Source organism: Enterobacter cloacae complex sp. SHL021, from assembly GCF_049237765.1.
In the GTDB taxonomy this organism is placed as follows: domain Bacteria; phylum Pseudomonadota; class Gammaproteobacteria; order Enterobacterales; family Enterobacteriaceae; genus Enterobacter; species Enterobacter cloacae.
Genome location: NZ_JBMKJG010000030.1, coordinates 45,463 through 62,170 on the forward strand (window position 1 = coordinate 45,463; position 16,708 = coordinate 62,170).

At 58.1% G+C, this 16,708-nt stretch carries 18 protein-coding genes and 1 pseudogene; 3 read left to right on the forward strand and 16 right to left on the reverse strand.

Annotation, left to right across the window (positions count from 1 at the left end; genetic code table 11):
- The 9 genes from ACOTZF_RS22835 to ACOTZF_RS22875 form a co-directional block, all read right to left on the reverse strand.
- Nucleotides 1-1,692 carry a glycosyltransferase family 2 protein gene (locus tag ACOTZF_RS22835; RefSeq protein WP_129253001.1) on the reverse strand — a complete coding sequence of 564 codons (1,692 nt, stop codon included), beginning with the start codon at nucleotides 1,690-1,692 and terminating at the stop codon, nucleotides 1-3.
- Nucleotides 1,683-2,036, reverse strand: coding sequence for a hydroxymyristoyl-ACP dehydratase (locus ACOTZF_RS22840; protein WP_129253003.1), 354 nt, complete (start codon nucleotides 2,034-2,036; stop codon nucleotides 1,683-1,685). Before ACOTZF_RS22840 ends, ACOTZF_RS22835 begins: the two co-directional genes overlap by 10 nt.
- Nucleotides 2,023-3,372, reverse strand: a complete 1,350-nt coding sequence (locus tag ACOTZF_RS22845) for an AMP-binding protein (RefSeq protein ID WP_129318034.1) — start codon at nucleotides 3,370-3,372, stop codon at nucleotides 2,023-2,025. Before ACOTZF_RS22845 ends, ACOTZF_RS22840 begins: the two co-directional genes overlap by 14 nt.
- Entirely contained in the window at nucleotides 3,365-3,961 is a 597-nt protein-coding gene (locus ACOTZF_RS22850; RefSeq protein WP_032618692.1) for a hypothetical protein, read from the reverse strand. Before ACOTZF_RS22850 ends, ACOTZF_RS22845 begins: the two co-directional genes overlap by 8 nt.
- Complete coding sequence (locus ACOTZF_RS22855; RefSeq protein WP_129253007.1) at nucleotides 3,933-4,184, reverse strand: acyl carrier protein; 252 nt, start codon at nucleotides 4,182-4,184, stop codon at nucleotides 3,933-3,935. Before ACOTZF_RS22855 ends, ACOTZF_RS22850 begins: the two co-directional genes overlap by 29 nt.
- Nucleotides 4,185-4,196: 12 nt before the next feature.
- Complete coding sequence (locus ACOTZF_RS22860) at nucleotides 4,197-4,454, reverse strand: phosphopantetheine-binding protein (RefSeq protein ID WP_010436544.1); 258 nt, start codon at nucleotides 4,452-4,454, stop codon at nucleotides 4,197-4,199.
- Nucleotides 4,435-5,250, reverse strand: coding sequence for a lysophospholipid acyltransferase family protein (locus ACOTZF_RS22865; RefSeq protein WP_129253009.1), 816 nt, complete (start codon nucleotides 5,248-5,250; stop codon nucleotides 4,435-4,437). The genes ACOTZF_RS22860 and ACOTZF_RS22865 overlap by 20 nt, the downstream gene beginning before the upstream one ends.
- Nucleotides 5,247-5,969, reverse strand: a complete 723-nt coding sequence (locus tag ACOTZF_RS22870) for a beta-ketoacyl synthase chain length factor (protein ID WP_047351937.1) — start codon at nucleotides 5,967-5,969, stop codon at nucleotides 5,247-5,249. The genes ACOTZF_RS22865 and ACOTZF_RS22870 overlap by 4 nt, the downstream gene beginning before the upstream one ends.
- A gap of 150 nt (nucleotides 5,970-6,119) precedes the next feature.
- Complete coding sequence (locus tag ACOTZF_RS22875; RefSeq protein WP_013099154.1) at nucleotides 6,120-7,169, reverse strand: AI-2E family transporter; 1,050 nt, start codon at nucleotides 7,167-7,169, stop codon at nucleotides 6,120-6,122.
- A 109-nt stretch (nucleotides 7,170-7,278) separates the two neighbouring features.
- On the opposite strand from ACOTZF_RS22875, the pseudogene ACOTZF_RS22880 reads away from it, so the two are divergent.
- Nucleotides 7,279-8,531 (forward strand): annotated as a pseudogene (locus ACOTZF_RS22880) (MFS transporter).
- 4 nt (nucleotides 8,532-8,535) lie between these two features.
- Here ACOTZF_RS22880 and ACOTZF_RS22885 read toward each other — a convergent pair.
- Nucleotides 8,536-9,093: a DcrB family lipoprotein gene (locus ACOTZF_RS22885; RefSeq protein ID WP_013099152.1), complete on the reverse strand. Its 558-nt coding sequence runs from the start codon at nucleotides 9,091-9,093 to the stop codon at nucleotides 8,536-8,538.
- A gap of 72 nt (nucleotides 9,094-9,165) precedes the next feature.
- Nucleotides 9,166-9,831 (reverse strand): 7-cyano-7-deazaguanine/7-aminomethyl-7-deazaguanine transporter, encoded by a 666-nt coding sequence (locus tag ACOTZF_RS22890; protein ID WP_013099151.1) that lies wholly within the window; start codon nucleotides 9,829-9,831, stop codon nucleotides 9,166-9,168.
- A gap of 167 nt (nucleotides 9,832-9,998) precedes the next feature.
- Here ACOTZF_RS22890 and tusA point away from each other — a divergent pair, with 167 nt between their 5' ends.
- Nucleotides 9,999-10,241 (forward strand): sulfurtransferase TusA, encoded by a 243-nt coding sequence (gene tusA / locus ACOTZF_RS22895; protein ID WP_014833603.1) that lies wholly within the window; start codon nucleotides 9,999-10,001, stop codon nucleotides 10,239-10,241.
- Nucleotides 10,242-10,246: 5 nt separating this feature from the next.
- Here tusA and ACOTZF_RS22900 read toward each other — a convergent pair whose 3' ends face one another.
- The 5 genes from ACOTZF_RS22900 to ACOTZF_RS22920 form a co-directional block, all read right to left on the reverse strand.
- Nucleotides 10,247-11,533: a TRAP transporter large permease gene (locus ACOTZF_RS22900; RefSeq protein ID WP_023621483.1), complete on the reverse strand. Its 1,287-nt coding sequence runs from the start codon at nucleotides 11,531-11,533 to the stop codon at nucleotides 10,247-10,249.
- A gap of 10 nt (nucleotides 11,534-11,543) precedes the next feature.
- The gene (locus ACOTZF_RS22905) at nucleotides 11,544-12,053 is read right to left on the reverse strand and encodes a TRAP transporter small permease (RefSeq protein WP_013099148.1); all 510 of its coding nucleotides are present in this window, start codon (nucleotides 12,051-12,053) and stop codon (nucleotides 11,544-11,546) included.
- Nucleotides 12,054-12,064: 11 nt separating this feature from the next.
- Nucleotides 12,065-13,036 (reverse strand): TRAP transporter substrate-binding protein, encoded by a 972-nt coding sequence (locus ACOTZF_RS22910; protein ID WP_013099147.1) that lies wholly within the window; start codon nucleotides 13,034-13,036, stop codon nucleotides 12,065-12,067.
- Between the two features lie 196 nt (nucleotides 13,037-13,232).
- Nucleotides 13,233-15,407: a Zn(II)/Cd(II)/Pb(II) translocating P-type ATPase ZntA gene (gene zntA, locus ACOTZF_RS22915; protein WP_129253016.1), complete on the reverse strand. Its 2,175-nt coding sequence runs from the start codon at nucleotides 15,405-15,407 to the stop codon at nucleotides 13,233-13,235.
- Between the two features lie 76 nt (nucleotides 15,408-15,483).
- Complete coding sequence (locus ACOTZF_RS22920; RefSeq protein ID WP_013099145.1) at nucleotides 15,484-16,110, reverse strand: lysoplasmalogenase; 627 nt, start codon at nucleotides 16,108-16,110, stop codon at nucleotides 15,484-15,486.
- Nucleotides 16,111-16,239: 129 nt separating this feature from the next.
- Here ACOTZF_RS22920 and ACOTZF_RS22925 point away from each other — a divergent pair, with 129 nt between their 5' ends.
- On the forward strand, nucleotides 16,240-16,596 hold the full coding sequence (locus tag ACOTZF_RS22925; protein WP_050860023.1) for a DUF2500 domain-containing protein: 357 nt from the start codon (nucleotides 16,240-16,242) through the stop codon (nucleotides 16,594-16,596).
- Nucleotides 16,597-16,708 lie beyond the last annotated feature (112 nt).

Here is a 16,708-nt window from a genome sequence, read left to right on the forward strand (position 1 = left end):
TTACTCCTTCTCGCTGATTTCGGGCAGTTGCCAGAAATCGAAAAAATTAAACCAGTCGAGCGGTGACAGTAAGGCGTAATGTTCCAGCCGCTGCGCGTAGCGATCGACGGTATGTTGCAGCGCCTGCTGACGTTCACCGCGCGGCAACAGCAGCGGGTCGGCGAACGGTTCGCAGTGCAGGGTCAGCGTCCCCTGCTGGCTGAGGGCAAAAATCAGCACCACCGGACAGCGCAGAATGGAGGCCAGGATAAACGGCCCCTGTGGGAACGGCGCGGGCTGGCCCATAAACGCGCTCCAGATCACGCGCCAGCTGCCGCCGCGCTGCGGCGTGACGGCGATACGATCGCCCACGATGGCCACCCATTCGCCGCGATCCAGCTTTTCTTTGATCAGGATAGCGGTCTCCGGGCCGATGTCAGTGACGGGCATCAGGTGAATGCCCGCTTGCGGAGCCATCTCTTCCATAATCTGCTTAAAGCGTTGGGCGTTATCGCTAAAGACCAGGGCGTTGATGGTTTTCCCCCCTTCACGCTGCGCCAGCGCCCGGCAGGCTTCCACGTCGCCAAGATGCGAGGCCAGCAGCAGTTTACCCTGTGGATCGTCCAGCCCCAGCGCCTCGCGGGCACCCGGTGCAAACACCAGATCGCGATGCAGCTTCATCTCGCCGCGCCAGCTGGCCACCTTGTTCAGCATGGCATGACCAAAACGCAGGAAGTGAAAAAAGCTGTTCAGCCGGGGGGGCGGTGGGATCTGTCGCTGTGCCATGACCTCTTTAACCCGCCTCAGCCATTGCCGCGACGCCTGACGCGCCGCACGGGCGGTAAGCCAGTAAACGGCGGTGACCGGCCACAGCAGGAGGGTGAAGGCCTTGCGCCCAAGCAGTTGCCAGACGCGTAACATCAGGCGCATTCCCCATAGCCCTTTGACCTCCTGCTGTTGCGCCCAGTGCTGCGGGCGACGGCGCATCAGCAGGGAAGGGATGCGCGGCAGCATCCCCAGGAACAGACGGGTATGCATCAGCGAGATGCGCACGTTGTCTTTTAGCGCATCGAAGTGGGATACACCGTCTGCCGGGTAGGTAACGCGGGTGGGCAGAAAATAGCTGGGCGTGCCCTGCCAGTAGAGGCGGACCATCACTTCAGTATCAAAGTCCATGCGCTTGCCGAGCGGGGTACGTGCGGCAAGCTGCATCACCGGCGTGATCGGATAGACCCGAAAGCCGCACATGCTGTCTTTAAGCTGCAGGGACAACGTTTCAATCCAGACCCAGACGTGCGTTATCCAGCGTCCGTAAAGGCGCGAACGGGGTATGGAGTCATCGTAAACGGGCTGACCGGAAATCAGCGCCTCGGGGTGACGTTGCGCCAGCGCCAGAAAGCGGGGGAGATCTTCAATAGCGTGCTGGCCGTCGGCATCCACCTGGATTGCATGAGTGAAGCCGCGCTCTGCGCAGGCTTTCAGCCCTGCCATTACCGCCGCGCCTTTGCCGCTGTTTTTCGTCAGACGCAGCAGCGTAACCTGCGGATGCTGCTCCGCTAAGTGCGCCAGGGTGTGGCGCGTGCTCTCTTCGCTGCCATCGTCAACCACCAGGCACGGGAGGTCAAACGGTGCCAGACGTGCGAGCACCGCGGCCATCATCGCACCGTGGTTGTAGCAGGGGATCAACACGCAGGGGCGGAACGTTACTGACATAGGCGAATCTTCCCGCTGCTGGCGGTATGGCGTTCACTGCCCGCATGGCGCTGGTAGCTGAAGCTGAGCATCTGACGGGCAGGGTGCCAGTCAAGGATCAGCGTCACCGTGTTGTCCGGCAACAGCGGGGCCGCAAACTTCACATTCTGAATGCTGTGAAAACGGTAGCCTGGTGCCATCAGGGTGGTAGCGTAATGCATCACCCAGTCGAGTTGTGCAACGCCAGGGAGCAGGGGCTGGACAGCAAAATGTCCCTTAAACCAGAGCAGGTCAGGATCAAGATAAAGCATTATCTCCAGATGCTCCGGATGAGTCTGGTGGCGTTCGATTTCATGAATCTTCATGAAATAACTCCTGTAGCTGTGCAGTCACACGCTTGTTCATGCTGTTGACCGGGATTTCATCGACAATGCGCCAGTAGCGGGGCACGGCAACCGGTTCAAGGCAGGGGCGAAGGGCGCGACGCCACGCGGATTCCTGGGCATTTTTACCCCCGTTGTCTCTGTGCAAGCGCGCCGCGTCACTGAGTACCAGCAGCACGCCAATGGCCTGACGACCACGGCGAGTGACCGCCAGCGCGGCGGCGTCGCAGATGCCGTCTAGCGCCAGTAACCGCTGCTCAATCTCATCGAGCGAAATGCGTTTGTCTTCAATTTTGACTACCCGGCCACGGCGGCCGATGATGTTGAACTTCCCGTCAGCCGCGAAATGCAGGATATCATCCAGCACGACTCCTTCAGCCTCGCGGATCAGTGGCGACGTCACCCGATCGCCGTGGAACGTCACGCCGGGAAACGGCTGCCAGAGCGTTGCCTCATCCAGACGGTGACGCCAGGCCATAACGCCCGTTTCGGTGCTGCCGTAAATTTCATCAGGCCAGACGTTCAGCCAGTCATGACAAGGGATGATGTCGCGCCAGGGCAGTTCGCCCCCGGCTGAGAGCAGCAGGGCAACCGGAGGCGGCACAAGCGAGGTGTCGAGCCGCTTGAGGAATGCCGGGCTGCTGATAAAGAGGTACCGTTTGTCCTGCGGCAGCGCTGATAGCTGTTCTGCATACTGCAGCAGGGAGGCGTGCAGCGGCAGACCAAGCGCCATGGGTAAGACAACACGAAACGTCAGGCCATACAGATGATGCAACACCACGGAGGCCACGACGTGACAGCCTGTCAGCCGTTCGCCAAACCGATCGGCGAGCAGACGGGCTTCCCGATCCAGGCCGATCACCGGCTTAATCACCCGCTGCGGCGTGCCGGTGGAGCCAGAGGTAAAGAGCTCGATAACGCGCGTCTCGTCAATGGCAGGCAAGGGGGAAAAGGGGGTGTTTGTCGGCGCAGTGGCGATGACCAACCGCAGTCGCCCTGAAAACTCGAGCGTGGTGTCGCTCAGGACGCCGCTGAACATAGCCCGCTGTTCGTTAAGCTGCGCCCCCCGGCTGTGCCCGGGGAGCACGGGGGTTTTACCCGCATGAAGCGCCGCCAGCAGGGCGACGATAAAAAGATAACCGTTTTCAAAACAGAGCGCCCAGCGCTCGCCCTCTTCCTGACGCAGCGCGTCGACCAGCTGCGTAACATCGTGGCGCAGATCGCCCAGCGTCCAGATACGATCGTCAAGCCAGGCGACAGGCGTCTCATCAGGACGCGGGGCATTTAGCCACTGGCTCAGAGGAAGCGGTTTATCCATCGTTTTTTATTACCCGTTGTCGCACCAGCCATTCACCCGCCATTAACGTTCCCATCAGGATGTAGGAAAGCATCCCGTTCCACAGCGTCCACAGGCGCAGGTCGGCGTACAGCACGGTAAACAGCGCGACTGCGCCATTGCCGATAAAAAAGCCGCACCAGACTTTCGTCACTTTACGCGTGTAACGAACCCCGGCAGGAGACAGCTGGGGCTCCCGTATCCGCGCCAGCCGTTCCACCATCGGCATGGACGTCCACAGCGAGCCCCCAAAGACCACCAGCATCACCAGATTAACGACCACCGGATAAAACAGCACCCACAGGTGAGCGTGAAAAAGGCTCGCCACGCACAGCACTGCCCCGGCCAGCGTCACGCTCAGGAAAACGTAGCGCAAGGGGCCGCGCTGCTGGCGCGTCTGCCAGACACGCAGCAGCAACACCAGCGCCATCAGGGGCAATATCCATTGCAAATGGTGACTTGCAAGGCCATAGCCAATCAAAAACGGCCAGGCCAGCAGCATCAGGCCCGTCAGTATCGGGATGAGCGGAATGGCAGGCACGTCAGGCGTCGCGCTGGAGTTGTTCCACAACGTCGACGATGTCCTGAACGGTACGCACCGCTTTGAAGGTTTCAGGCTTAATTTTATGCCCCGTCTTCTTCTGCAGGTTAACCACCATATCTACGGCATCAATGCTGTCGAGATTCAGGTCTTCGTAAAGCCGGGCCTGCGGCGTAATGAGCTCAGGGTCGAGTTCAAAAAGTTTAATAAGAAGCGCAGAGACTTCCTGATAAAGGGTTTCTTGTTCTGTCATAGCGGGTCATTCTCAGGCGCGTTGTTGATGAATAAAAGCGGCGAGCGTGGCAACGGAATAGAAGTGCTGACGCATCTCGTCGCTCTCGGCAGAAAGCACTACGCCGTACTGATTTTTCACAGCCAGCCCCAGCTCCAGGGCATCAATAGAGTCCAGACCCAGTCCATCACCAAACAGCGGAGCGTCGGTGTCGATATCCTCTGGGGTAAGTTCTTCCAGATTCAGCGTAGAGATAATGAGATTCTTAATTTCAAGATAGAGCGCTTGCATCTTTCATTCCTGACAAAGATTGAAGACCGGATGTTAATTGCTGCTGCATATGCCGGTTTAGCTGCCTTGCCGCCAGCGCAGGTTCGTGCTGGCTCGCATCGTAAAAATCATGAATGTTGATGCGTTCGCGAACATCCACGGTAAAAATGGGTTTTTTGGGCGGCACATTGTACCAGCGACTCTGTTTATCCAGCATGCGTTCGCTACAGTGGATCACCACCACGCGCAGAGAGCTGTTGCAACGAACGGCAATATTCGCCGCTCCCCGCTGCAGGGTAATGGCTTCGCCCACGCGGGTGCGGGTGCCTTCCGGGAAAATCAGCAGGGTGTCGCCCTGCGCCAGACGCTGCTGGCTGGCACGAAGCAGCGTTTCTGCTTCGCTGTTGATCAGGTAATCGGCTGCACGGATCACGCCGCTGACAAAGGGGTTACGCAGCAGCGCGCTTTTCACCAGACAGTCGGTTTCGTTCATCACCGAGGCGAGGATCACATAGTCCAGCAGCGAAGGATGGTTGGCTATCACCAGGCAGCCGCGCTCGGCGCGCAGAACATCCAGATTGTTAAAGCGGTAATCCAGCACGCCGGTTCCGCGAACGACCGCCAGGAACAGCCGAAAACTGGCGGAGATGCTGCGTCGCGCCAGTCGGCGGCGTGCCGTGCGATCGCGCTGAAAAATCAGCAGCAGGTTAAACCAGACCAGCGACAGCAGTAGTCCGCCAAGGCCAAACAGGGCGAAGCAAAACCCGGTCATCAGCATGCGCCATAACCGATCGAGGCGGGAGAGGAGCCGGCTCATTGGCGCGTCCACTGCCACTGCAAACGCTCGCCCGCCAGGGCAAATTGCCGCGCGTCGCTCAGGTAATGTCGCAGGAACTGAAGGCTTTGCGGCAGCGCGGGCTCTTCCCCTGTGCTTTCGCGATGGGTTTCACAGCAGAGCGCGTCACCGGCTTCAATCACCAGCGCAAGGGCGTAAGGCCAGACGGGCATCTGCGGCGGGAGCCCGGCGTGATAAAACGCGGGCAGGACGCCGTCAAAATCCACCAGCAAAACGCGGGAGTAGCCCGCGTGAAGCAGACTCAACACTTCGCACAAACTTTGCTGGAAGGTGTCCATCCCGGCGGAGACCGAGGATGAGACAATCGGCTGACCTGCGGTGATGGTAAGATTGCCGACCGCGGCGTTATGAACAGACATTGCAAAATCGGTGGGGGAGACGGGTTGCTCCGTCGCCAGCGCTTGCAGAATACGGTAGTTGCGTTCCAGCTCGCCATGGCGGCTGCTGTAGACCACGGCATCGATACGATGTTTGCGCAGCATCGCAAGACCAATATCCACCGCCAGCTTACTGCCCGAATTAAGGCGGCGGGCGGTCATCATCGGCAGATCGGTCAGTTTTGCAAGCGGCGCGGCGGGATCGATGGCGTCAGACTGGCGCGACCATGCCTGCCATGCGTCGGCATCGCTGAGTCCTGGCGCTCTGGCCTGCCAGTCGATAATGGTGAGGGTAAATTTCATCTACGCGCGTCCGCGATAAACCTGTTTCTGTGATTTTTACTTCGCAAGCGCGATGTTACAGCGTACATCGTACAGTGTTGTCGCAGGCTTGCGAATAACGTTTCTCCTAAAAATTTCCCGTAGCGTCATGTTCCGTCTCACCCCAGACGATTAACCGGGAAGCCGACTCTTGGGTCGGCCCGGCCCCAGCAGTATCGCCAGTTTGCTGCCGCCCTTGGTGGTCTCCATCCAGATTTTACAGACGCTGGTGAGCGGTACCGACAGCAGCATCCCAACCGGGCCCAGCAGCCATCCCCAAATCAGTAAGGATAAGAATACCACCAGCGTCGACATGCCCAGCCGGTGGCCCATCATCCGTGGTTCAAGAATATTCCCCAGCACCATATGCACCACGAGGAACAGCGCCCCCACCAGCATGCACTCATAAAAGCCATTAAACAGAAACGCCTGAATCATGGGCGGCACGGCGGAGAGTACCGCGCCAATGTTGGGCACGTAGTTCAGCAAAAACGCCAGCACTCCCCACATCAGCGCGAACTGCACGCCCATCAGCATCAGCCCCAGCCAGACAATCACGCCGGTCCAGACGCTCAACAGGGTTTTTAAGGCCAGATATTTGGAGACGCCCTTTAACGCGCGGTGTAAACCGGCGATGTGAATTTGCGGATTATTCAGCGCAAAGCGCAGCTTATAGGGCACGTGGCGCACTTCGAACAGCATAAACACCACCGTCATGACCAGCAGCAAAATGCTGGCCATAGCGCCGGACAGGCCGGTCATCAGCGTGGTGGCGTAGGTCATGATTTTTTCGGAATCCATCCGGCGCAACATCCGTTCCGGCGAAATATGCAGATTCAGAAACGGCATCATCTCCTGAAGCGCCACGATCTTGCGCGTCAGCTCTTTGTTGTATTGCGGCAGCATCGTGGAGAATTCGCTCAGCGAGGCGGCCAGCACGCCGAAAAGAGCGGTGAGGGCAATCAGCATCACGATAACCACAATGGTTATGGCCACCGGGCGGCTGATACCCCGGCGCAAAAACCAGGTCACCAGCGGGTTAAGCACAATGGCAAAAAAGAGCGCCAGCAGAAGCTGGACAATAATATCGGCGGCAGCATGGATACCGGCGAGGATCACCACCAGAGAGGCGAGTTTTAACAGGATGTGGAGTCCTGCTTTGTCGGGCGGGTTAGGGGTCATTCGTGTTCCTTAATGTGATTGCCCGTTAAGTGTAGTGCGCGGGTTTCGCTTCGTCTGGCACCGTTAATCTGAAAGTCGCTGCTGATTTTCTGCTGGCGTCGTGGTAATAGTGAAACACTGTTGCAAAAATCCAGGTAAAACCTCATGCCCGAACCCGCCGCCGAACCGGCATTAAGCGGATTACGCCTTAATCTGCGCATTGTCTCCGTTGTGATTTTTAACTTTGCCAGTTATCTGACGATTGGCCTGCCGCTGGCGGTGTTGCCGGGCTATGTGCATGACGTGATGGGGTTTAGCGCATTCTGGGCGGGGCTGGTGATTAGCCTGCAGTACTTCGCCACGCTGTTGAGCCGCCCGCATGCGGGTCGCTACGCGGATCTGTTCGGGCCGAAGAGCATTGTGATCACAGGATTATGCGGCTGTTTTCTCAGTGGCCTGAGTTACCTGCTGGCGGCAACGACCAGCCACTGGCCGTTGGTCAGCCTGGTGCTGCTGTGCCTGGGCCGGGTGATCCTCGGTATTGGGCAAAGCCTGGCAGGAACCGGCTCGACGCTGTGGGGCGTAGGCGTGGTCGGGGCACCGCACATTGGCCGGGTCATCTCCTGGAACGGCATTATCACCTACGGGGCAATGGCGCTTGGCGCCCCGCTTGGGGTGATGTGCTATGCGTATGGCGGACTGTACGGGCTGGCGGGCACCATTATGGTGGTCGCGCTGGTGGCGATCCTGTTTGCCCTGCCGCGCCCGAAAGTGAAGGCCAGCAAAGGTAAACCGCTGCCGTTCCGGGCAGTGCTGGGGCGCGTCTGGCCGTATGGTATGGCACTGGCGCTGGCAACTACCGGCTTTGGGGTGATCGCCACCTTTATCACGCTGTTTTATGACGCCAAAGGCTGGGATGGGGCGGCCTTTGCGTTAACCCTGTTCAGCTGTGCGTTTGTGGGTGCCCGTTTGCTCTTCCCGAACGGTATTAACCGCCTGGGCGGGCTGAATGTGGCGATGATCTGCTTTGCGGTTGAGATTGTCGGGCTGCTGCTGACCGGTATAGCGACCGCGCCGTGGATGGCAAAAGTTGGCGTGTTCTTCGCCGGAGCCGGTTTTTCGCTGGTCTTCCCGGCGCTGGGTGTGGTGGCGGTGAAAGCCGTGCCGCCGCAGAATCAGGGGGCGGCGCTGGCAACCTACACGGTGTTTATGGATATGTCGTTGGGCATTACCGGGCCGCTGGCAGGGCTGGTCATGGCCTGGGCAGGTGTGCCGGTTATCTATCTTGCGGCTGCGGGTCTGGTGGTGATGGCCCTGATGCTCACGTGGCGGCTAAAAAAATGGCCCCCGGTGCAGGCACCGGAGGCCACGTCATCATCCTGACGTGTTACTGAATCACGATGGTGTTGATGATGTTTTCAGCGGCAGTCTGCGCTTTCTGCTGATCTTCCGCTGGCAGGGTGATCTGCAGGGTCAGCAGTTTGTTATCAACCTTACCCAGCACCACGGAAGAGTAAGCTGTCTGACCTTTTGCAGAGATAATGCTGTCCAGCTGCTGCAGCGTGTGGCCTTTCAGTTCGATGGACTTGTTCGTCACCACCTGCAGCTGCGGGTCGCGGCTGCGCTGCTGATCTTCCAGACGTTTGGACAGCACGGCCAGGTCTTCGCTGGTATCGTCGCCCACAATCACAATCACCGCTTTCTGCCCGGTTGCATCGGAATAGACGTGCATGTTGTTCGCCTGGGTACCCAGCTTGCCGCTCTGGTCAGTCATATCCGCTGGCAGAGAGAAGCTGAGTTTACCGTCCAGCAGGTTCACCGGCTGACCGGTTGCGTTGCTCTCTGCAGACGCGCCCTGAGCAGGCGTTTTCGTGTCGCTGTTATCACAGGCTGCAAGGCCGACAACCAGCAGGCCAATCCCGACATATTTAACCAGATTGCGCATTGACTTCTTCCTTTCGATAAACGGCCATAACGGCTCATTTGTCCATCTTATCACAACTGATAAAGCGAACCCTTAACCAGCCTGCAATGCTGTGATTTCAGATTTATCTGCCAGTCTTTTCAGCAGCATATTCAGCAGCACGCCGTACATCGGCAGGAAGAAGACAATGCTGATAAGCACCTTGAAGCAGTAGTCCACCAGCGCAATTTCCATCCAGTGTTCGGCCATAAACGCATCCGGGCTGTGCCAGAAGGCAATGAAGAAGAAGGCCAGCGTATCGCTGACGTTGCCGAACAGCGTCGAGGCGGTGGGGGCCATCCACCAGCGGTGATTCTGACGCAGGCGGTTAAATACGTGCACGTCGAGGATCTGCCCCAGCGCATAGGCCATAAAGCTTGCAGTAGCGATTCGGGCAACAAACAGGTTGAAGTGGGTTAACGCCTCAAAGCCCTGCCAGCTCCCCATGTAAAACAGGGAGGAAATAACGTACGACACGAACAGCGCCGGCAGCATGACCGCAAAAATAATGCGGCGAGCCAGCGGTGCGCCAAAAATACGCACGGTCAGATCGGTGGCGAGAAAAATAAACGGGAAGCTGAACGCGCCCCAGGTGGTATGGAAACCAAAGATGGCAATCGGCAGCTGCACCAGATAGTTACTGGAGGTGATCACCAGCAGATGAAAAAGCGAAAGCCAGAACAACGCTTTTACGCGCTGCGATTCAGAAAACGGCGTCATATTGTGACCTTTTTATACGTTGGGGTGAGGGAACCCAATAAAAACCGCAGCATGATACTGCTTTGACGGGACTTTGCAATGGTTAGTTTTTACGCAACCGTTAACCTGGTTTGCATTGCTGGCAACGGGGCGTAAACTACAGCCGTTTTTATCTGACCGAGAACACCATGACCGATCTGTTTTCCACTCCAGACCACACCCTTGATGCGCAGGGCCTCCGCTGCCCTGAGCCGGTAATGATGGTGCGCAAAACCGTGCGCAATATGCAAACCGGCGAAACGCTGCTGATCATCGCTGACGATCCGGCAACTACCCGCGATATCCCCGGTTTTTGTACCTTTATGGAACATGAACTGGTGGCACAGCAGACCGAAGCGCTGCCGTACCGGTATTTGATCCGCAAGGGGTAACCCCCTTACTGCATGCCTAACAATCCCGGCAGCCACAGCGAAATCGCCGGGATGTACGTTATCATTCCCAGCACCAGCAGCAGCATGCCGTAAAACGGTAGCATCGCGCGCACCACATGCTCGATTTTCTGCTTGCTTACCGCACTGGCCACAAACAGCACCGAACCCACTGGCGGCGTGATAAGCCCGATCCCCAGATTCACCATCATGATCATCCCGAAATGGACAGGGTCGATCCCAAGCGACTGGGTCACCGGCAACAGCACCGGCGTCAGGATCAGAATGATCGGCGCCATATCCATCAGGGTGCCAATCAGCAGCAGCATGATGTTGAGGTACATCAGGATCACGTACTTGTTATCCGAGAGCGAGGTGAAGAACGCCGTGATGCGCACAGGTAACTGCATGTAGGTCATCACCGCGCCAAACGCCGCCGCAAAGCCAATCAAGATCATCACGATAGTGACCGTTTTGACCGTCCGGCACATCAGCTTCGGCAGTTCGCTCCACGTGTAGTCGCGATAGATGAACATGGTGACAAAGAATGCCCACAGACAGGCGACCGCCGCGGATTCGGTGGCGGTGAATATCCCGGACATGATCCCACCGAGGATAATTACCACCGTCATCAGCCCCCACAGAGCGTCCAGCAAAATCTTCAGCGCCTGTTTAAAGGGGATCTTTTCGCCTTTTGGATAGCCGCGCTTATGGGCAAAGCACAGACACAGCGTCATCAGGCACAGTCCCAGCAGCAGCCCCGGCAGCACGCCTGCGATAAACAACGTGGCAATGGAGACCGTACCGCCTGCGGCCAGCGAGTAGATCACCGAGTTGTGGCTGGGCGGGATTAAAATCGCCTGCACCGACCCGCTGGCGGTGACCGCCGCCGCATACTCGCGGGGATACCCCTTTCTCTCCATCTCCGGGATCATCACGCTGCCGATGGAGGCCGTATCCGCCACCGATGAACCGGAAATCGCGCCGAAAAAGGTGGAAGCCACGATATTCACCAGCGACAGCCCGCCGCGAATAAAACCGACAAAGACATACGCGAAATTCACCAGCCGTCGGGCGATGCCGCCTTCCGCCATGATCGCCCCCGCCAGGATGAAAAACGGGATCGCCAGCAGGGTAAATTTGTTAACCCCGCTGGTGATCTGGATCATCAGCGCTTCGAGCGGTAACTCGATCCACAACGCGCCCGCGACGGCGCTTAAGCCGACGGCAAACGCCACCGGCATACCCAGCGCCAGCAAAATGGCGAGGGTGAATAACAAAACGAATGCATCCATTGTTCACCCCTTAACTGTGGTTGCCGATCAGCACCACAGGACGGTTTTCCTGTGAGCCAAACAGCAGACGTTCAATGACAAACAGGATCAGTACCGCAGAACCAATCGGCAGCGGCAGATAACTCTCCCCTGACGTCAGGATCGGAAACTCGGCGACCGGCTGCTCCCAGAGCTCGACACACAGCCAGTAGCTGTACCAGAACATAATCAGCGAGATCAGCAGCATCAGCAGATCCACCACGCGCGCACACGCTGTTTTCAGCATGTCTGGCAGTCGGTCGGTCAGCATGTTCACCGCGATGTGTGACCCGGCACGGTAGCTCACCGCCGCGCCGATAAACGTAAAGGTCACCATGCAGATGATGGCAATCGGCTCCGGCCAGGATTCACCGCGATTCAGCACATAGCGCGAGAAGATGCCAATCGGGATCACCACCGTCATCACCAGCAGCGCGCATCCCGCTACGCCCATGGCGAGCAGATACAGCCGGTCCATCCACTTCAGGTAGAGTTCGGACATACGTTCTCCGTTTACTGAACGTCAGCAATGGCTTTCATCAGGTCCTGATGCTTTTCGCCATACTGCGCGCGCACCGGCTCTGTGGCTTTGATAAATACCGATTTGTCGATCTCGTGGAACTGCACGCCACCGGCTTTCATCTTCGCCAGCGCCTCGGCGTTATAGGCCTGCCACAGCTTGCGCTGTTCGAACTGCGCTTCACGCGCCAGGGTCAGGATTTTCTGCTGTTCGTCTGCGCTGAGCTTGTCCCATTTCACTTTCGAGTAGAGCAGCATTTCCGGGGTAATGAAGTGGCCGCTGAGGGTATAGTTTTTGGCGATCGGCATATAGTTATGGGCGATGAAGGTCGGCGGATTATTCTCAGCGCCGTCGATTACGCCGGTCTGCATGCCGCTGTAGACCTCACTGACCCCCATTGCCACCGAGTTAGCCCCCATGTCTTTCAGTGTCGCCAGCGCCACCGGGCTTCCCTGAACGCGGATTTTTTTGCCTTTCAGATCCTCCGGTTTGACGATCGGCGTTTTGGTGATCAGGTTACGGGTGCCGGAATCCATCCAGCCGAGAAACACCAGCCGCGATTTGGGGTTGGCGGTCAGTTTGTCGCCAATCTGCTTGCCGATATCGCCGTCGATGACTTTGTGCATGTGGTCTTCATCGCGAAACACATAGGGCAGGGTAAAGACTTCGATATCGGGCAGGATCGCCGCCACCGGAGCCATGGAGACACGGATCATGTCGATCGCCCCCATCTGCGCCTGTTCAATCATCTGCTTTTCATCCCCGAGCACGCCGCCGGGAAAGACCTTGATCTCCAGCTTGCCGTCGGTTTGTTGTTTGAGTTTCTCCCCCATGTGCTGTACGGCTACCACGTTCGGGTAGCCTTCAGGATGCACATCGGCGGCTTTAATGGTTTGCGCAGAAACGGAGCAGGCAAAAGCAGACAGACACAGAGCGGCCAGTAACGGCTTGAGGGTCGTTTTCATCAAGTCAACTCCAGGGTAGTGAGGTAAGTGTTAAAACGGTGTTTTAGTTTTGTACGTTTAAAAATTACACTATGGCCTGGAAAACGGAGGTGAAGCGCCTCACAAAAGCGTGAATTTCTGAAACGCTGGTTTAGATTTTTGAGAAGGGAAGGCCGGGTTGCCGTTACGCTTTACCCGGCCAGGCGTGCATTGCGTGTTATTTGCGTCGCAGTAAGCGGAGCGCGTTGGCCGTCACCAGCACCGTCGCGCCGGTATCCGCCAGCACCGCCAGCCACAGCCCGGTGATGCCGAGCAGGGTGGTGACGAGGAAAATTCCTTTCAGCCCCAGGGCGATGCTGATGTTCTGGCGAATATTGGCGCGCGTGGCGCGTGCCAGGGAAATCATCTGCGCCAGCCCGGTCAGGCGGTTATGGGTGAGCGCGGCATCGGCGGTTTCCAGCGCCACGTCGGTACCGCTGCCCATGGCAATCCCGATGGTGGATGCTTTCATCGCTGGCGCATCGTTGATTCCGTCGCCGATCATCGCCAGTGGAGCATGGCTGTTCAGCTCCGTCACGGCACTGACTTTGTCCGCAGGGAGTAATCCGGCCTTAAAGTCCAGCCCCAGCTCTCCGGCAATCGCGGCGGCGGCACGCGGGTTATCGCCGGTGAGGATCACACCCTGGACGCCCAGCTGATGGAGCGCCACGACGGCCTCTTTCGCATCATCACGCAGGGTATCGCGCAGTGCCAGCATGCCTTTGGCGACGCCGTCCTGCATGACGGTCACGACAGTTTGTCCGGTCTGTTCTAACGCCTCAACCTCTGGGTTAGAAAACTTACCCGCCGCGACAATCAGCACCTTTTTACCGTCGATGTCGGCCTCAATCCCGGACCCAACCAGCGCCCGCTGTGCCGTTGCCGTCGGAATTGCCAGCCCGCGCGACTGCGCTTCACGCACAATCGCCTGCGCCAGCGGGTGAGTGGAACCCTGCTCTACGGCGGCGGCCAGCGTAAGCAGTTCATCTTCACCGATATCCTGCGGATACACGCCGGTGACCTGCGGCTTGCCGACGGTCAGCGTGCCGGTTTTATCGAACGCCACCTGCTGCACCTGGCTTAACTGTTCCAGCGCCGCGCCGCCTTTTATCAGGGCACCGCGACGTGCCGCTGCCGCCAGACCGGAGGTAATGGCCGCCGGGGTGGAGATCACTAGCGCACACGGACAGCCAATCAGCAGCAGGGTCAGACCTTTGTAAATCCAGCCTTCCCACGGCGCACCAAAGAACAGCGGCGGAACGATAGTGACCAGCAGGGCAACCAGCATGATGGCGGGGGTGTAAATCCGGCTGAAGCGGTCAATAAATCGCTCGACGGGGGCGCGACGCTCCTCGGCCTCTTCGATCAGCTTCAGGATACGGTCGATGGCGCTGTCACCGGGTTCGGAAAGTACCGTGAGCTGGACCAGACGGTCGACGCTGGTGGCGCCCGCAGGTACTTTTTCACCGGCCGTGCGTTCAACCGGAATCGACTCCCCGGTGAGGGCGCTTTCGTCGAAGCTCGCGGTGGCGGTGAGCAGGGTACCGTCCGCAGGCAGGCGCCCTCCGGCAGCGACGTCAATCACATCGCCTGGACGCAGCGCGTTAATGGCCACCGTCTGGCGTTCGTTTCCGGCTACTCGTGTGGCGGTTTCGGGCTTAAGCGCCATCAGGGCGCTGACCCCTTTACGCGCCCGGCTTGCCGCCCAGCCTTCAAGACGTTCGCCAATTAAGAACAGCAGCAGCACCATTGCCGCTTCCGCTGTGGCACCAATGAACAGCGCGCCGATAGCCGCCACGCTCATCAGCGTTTCGATGGCGAACCAGCTGCCGCTTTTCATCAGCCGCAGCGCCTGACGGGCAATGGGATACAACCCGACAAGCGTGGTGGCGATAAACGCCAGATTGCCAAACGGGTGGTTGATCTGCTCCAGACCCCAGCTCAGGGCCATCATCATCACGAGCGCGATAAGGGGCAGATTTTCTCGCAGCGGAGCGGTTTTTTCGGCGGGGGCCGTTTCGCTACGCAGGGAATAACCGGCCTGGCTGACCGCGGACACAACCTGCTCGCTAACGTCACTCTCGGCGCTGACCAGCAGTTTTTCGGTCGCAAAGCGCACCTGCACGTGGCTGACGCCGGGGATCTGTTTTACCGCGTTTTCAACTTTGCGGGCGCAGGCCGCGCAATCCATGCCGTCAACCACCCAGCTGTAATGGTTTCCGCTTTCAGGCAGCGGCGGCGCGTTTTGCGTTTCGCATGCCCCGTCACAGCAGCAGTCATCTTTCGCTGGCACCGGGCTGAGCTTAAATGCTGAAAATTGTGGGGCTTTTTTAGGTGTTTCTGGAGTCGACATGGCACTCTCCGGTAATGATAATTTTCTCATTAACCGCAGCATACACTCTGGAGTCGACTCCAGAGTCAAGGCTTATTTAGATATACAGCGAACGCACAATCAGGAAGTGCCCGGCAAAGTAACAGGCGGAGGCAATCGCGTTATCAGCCCGGAAACGACGGCGATAGTGGCTGCCCAGCCAGACGATATTGCCGATTAACAGCAGCGCCGCGCCAAAGAAAGCGGACATCGCCTGTGAGGTTGGGCGGAAGAACCACAGTTCACCGGCCAGCCACACCATCACCAGCGTCATGGCAATAAACGTGCAGACAGGCAGACGCATCTCTTCCAGGCGTGACCAGATCACCGCGATCAGCAGCGCGCCGATCACCAGCAGCACCAGCGGGAGCGGCCAGAAGAAGGATAGCGTCATCTGGCTGGCAAAATAGATGGTGTAAAGCAGATGCGACAGGAAGAACGCCCCCACGGCATACAGCAGACGCTGACGCGGCAACAGGGTTAAGGCATCGCCAATCAGAGAAGCACACAGCCCGGCGAGGACCAGGTAGCTGATGGCGTTAAACATCGGCGCTTGCCAGGCAAGCAGCAGGAGCAGCAACAGCGTGACGGGTTTAAACAACCAGCGCTGCCAGGCCGGACCGCGGTATGACGCATCGACATAAAGCCATGCGGAAAAACAGACAGCGATAAATGACCAAAGCATATTAACTCCCTGTATCTGTTAAGGCTGAATAATCAGTTTCATCTTCAGTGTAGTGATGCGGGCAGGCGTTTGGCAATGCCGGGGGAGTCAGGGTATCCTGAATTCCGCATAATCTTATGGGATTGTTGAATGAGCAAGATGCCGCTGTTTTTCATTATCGTGGTGGCGATTATCGTCATTGCCGCCTCGTTCCGTTTTGTGCAGCAGCGCCGCGAGAAAGCGGATAACGACGCCGCGCCGTTGATGCAAAAGCGCGTGGTGGTGAGCAATAAACGCGAAAAACCCCTTAATGACCGGCGCTCGCGCCAGCAACAGGTTGCCCCTGCGGGAACGACCATGCGCTATGAAGCGAGCTTTAAGCCGGAAACGGGCGGCCTGGAGATGACCTTCCGCCTGGAGGCGCAGCAGTACCATCAACTGACGGTGGGTGAGAAAGGGATGCTGAGTTACAAAGGGTCGCGGTTTGAGGGGTTCAGGGCTGAATAATACGATCCCCTCTCCCAGTGGGCTGAGGGTTCCCCAGAAAAATGAAAAGCACGATGAAGTGTGATCTACTGGTTGCGCTAACAAATCAGAAGAGACCTCATCGTGCCTTTAC

Bases quoted from the DNA above. Each gene is read 5' to 3' on its own strand.
- ACOTZF_RS22835 (WP_129253001.1), bottom strand. From the start codon at position 1,692: ATGTCAGTAACGTTCCGCCCCTGCGTGTTGATCCCCTGCTACAACCAC.
- ACOTZF_RS22840 (WP_129253003.1), bottom strand. From the start codon at position 2,036: ATGAAGATTCATGAAATCGAACGCCACCAGACTCATCCGGAGCATCTG.
- ACOTZF_RS22845 (WP_129318034.1), bottom strand. From the start codon at position 3,372: ATGGATAAACCGCTTCCTCTGAGCCAGTGGCTAAATGCCCCGCGTCCT.
- ACOTZF_RS22855 (WP_129253007.1), bottom strand. From the start codon at position 4,184: ATGACAGAACAAGAAACCCTTTATCAGGAAGTCTCTGCGCTTCTTATT.
- ACOTZF_RS22860 (WP_010436544.1), bottom strand. From the start codon at position 4,454: ATGCAAGCGCTCTATCTTGAAATTAAGAATCTCATTATCTCTACGCTG.
- ACOTZF_RS22865 (WP_129253009.1), bottom strand. From the start codon at position 5,250: ATGAGCCGGCTCCTCTCCCGCCTCGATCGGTTATGGCGCATGCTGATG.
- ACOTZF_RS22870 (WP_047351937.1), bottom strand. From the start codon at position 5,969: ATGAAATTTACCCTCACCATTATCGACTGGCAGGCCAGAGCGCCAGGA.
- ACOTZF_RS22875 (WP_013099154.1), bottom strand. From the start codon at position 7,169: ATGACCCCTAACCCGCCCGACAAAGCAGGACTCCACATCCTGTTAAAA.
- ACOTZF_RS22885 (WP_013099152.1), bottom strand. From the start codon at position 9,093: ATGCGCAATCTGGTTAAATATGTCGGGATTGGCCTGCTGGTTGTCGGC.
- ACOTZF_RS22890 (WP_013099151.1), bottom strand. From the start codon at position 9,831: ATGACGCCGTTTTCTGAATCGCAGCGCGTAAAAGCGTTGTTCTGGCTT.
- tusA (WP_014833603.1), top strand. From the start codon at position 9,999: ATGACCGATCTGTTTTCCACTCCAGACCACACCCTTGATGCGCAGGGC.
- ACOTZF_RS22900 (WP_023621483.1), bottom strand. From the start codon at position 11,533: ATGGATGCATTCGTTTTGTTATTCACCCTCGCCATTTTGCTGGCGCTG.
- ACOTZF_RS22905 (WP_013099148.1), bottom strand. From the start codon at position 12,053: ATGTCCGAACTCTACCTGAAGTGGATGGACCGGCTGTATCTGCTCGCC.
- ACOTZF_RS22910 (WP_013099147.1), bottom strand. From the start codon at position 13,036: ATGAAAACGACCCTCAAGCCGTTACTGGCCGCTCTGTGTCTGTCTGCT.
- zntA (WP_129253016.1), bottom strand. From the start codon at position 15,407: ATGTCGACTCCAGAAACACCTAAAAAAGCCCCACAATTTTCAGCATTT.
- ACOTZF_RS22920 (WP_013099145.1), bottom strand. From the start codon at position 16,110: ATGCTTTGGTCATTTATCGCTGTCTGTTTTTCCGCATGGCTTTATGTC.
- ACOTZF_RS22925 (WP_050860023.1), top strand. From the start codon at position 16,240: ATGAGCAAGATGCCGCTGTTTTTCATTATCGTGGTGGCGATTATCGTC.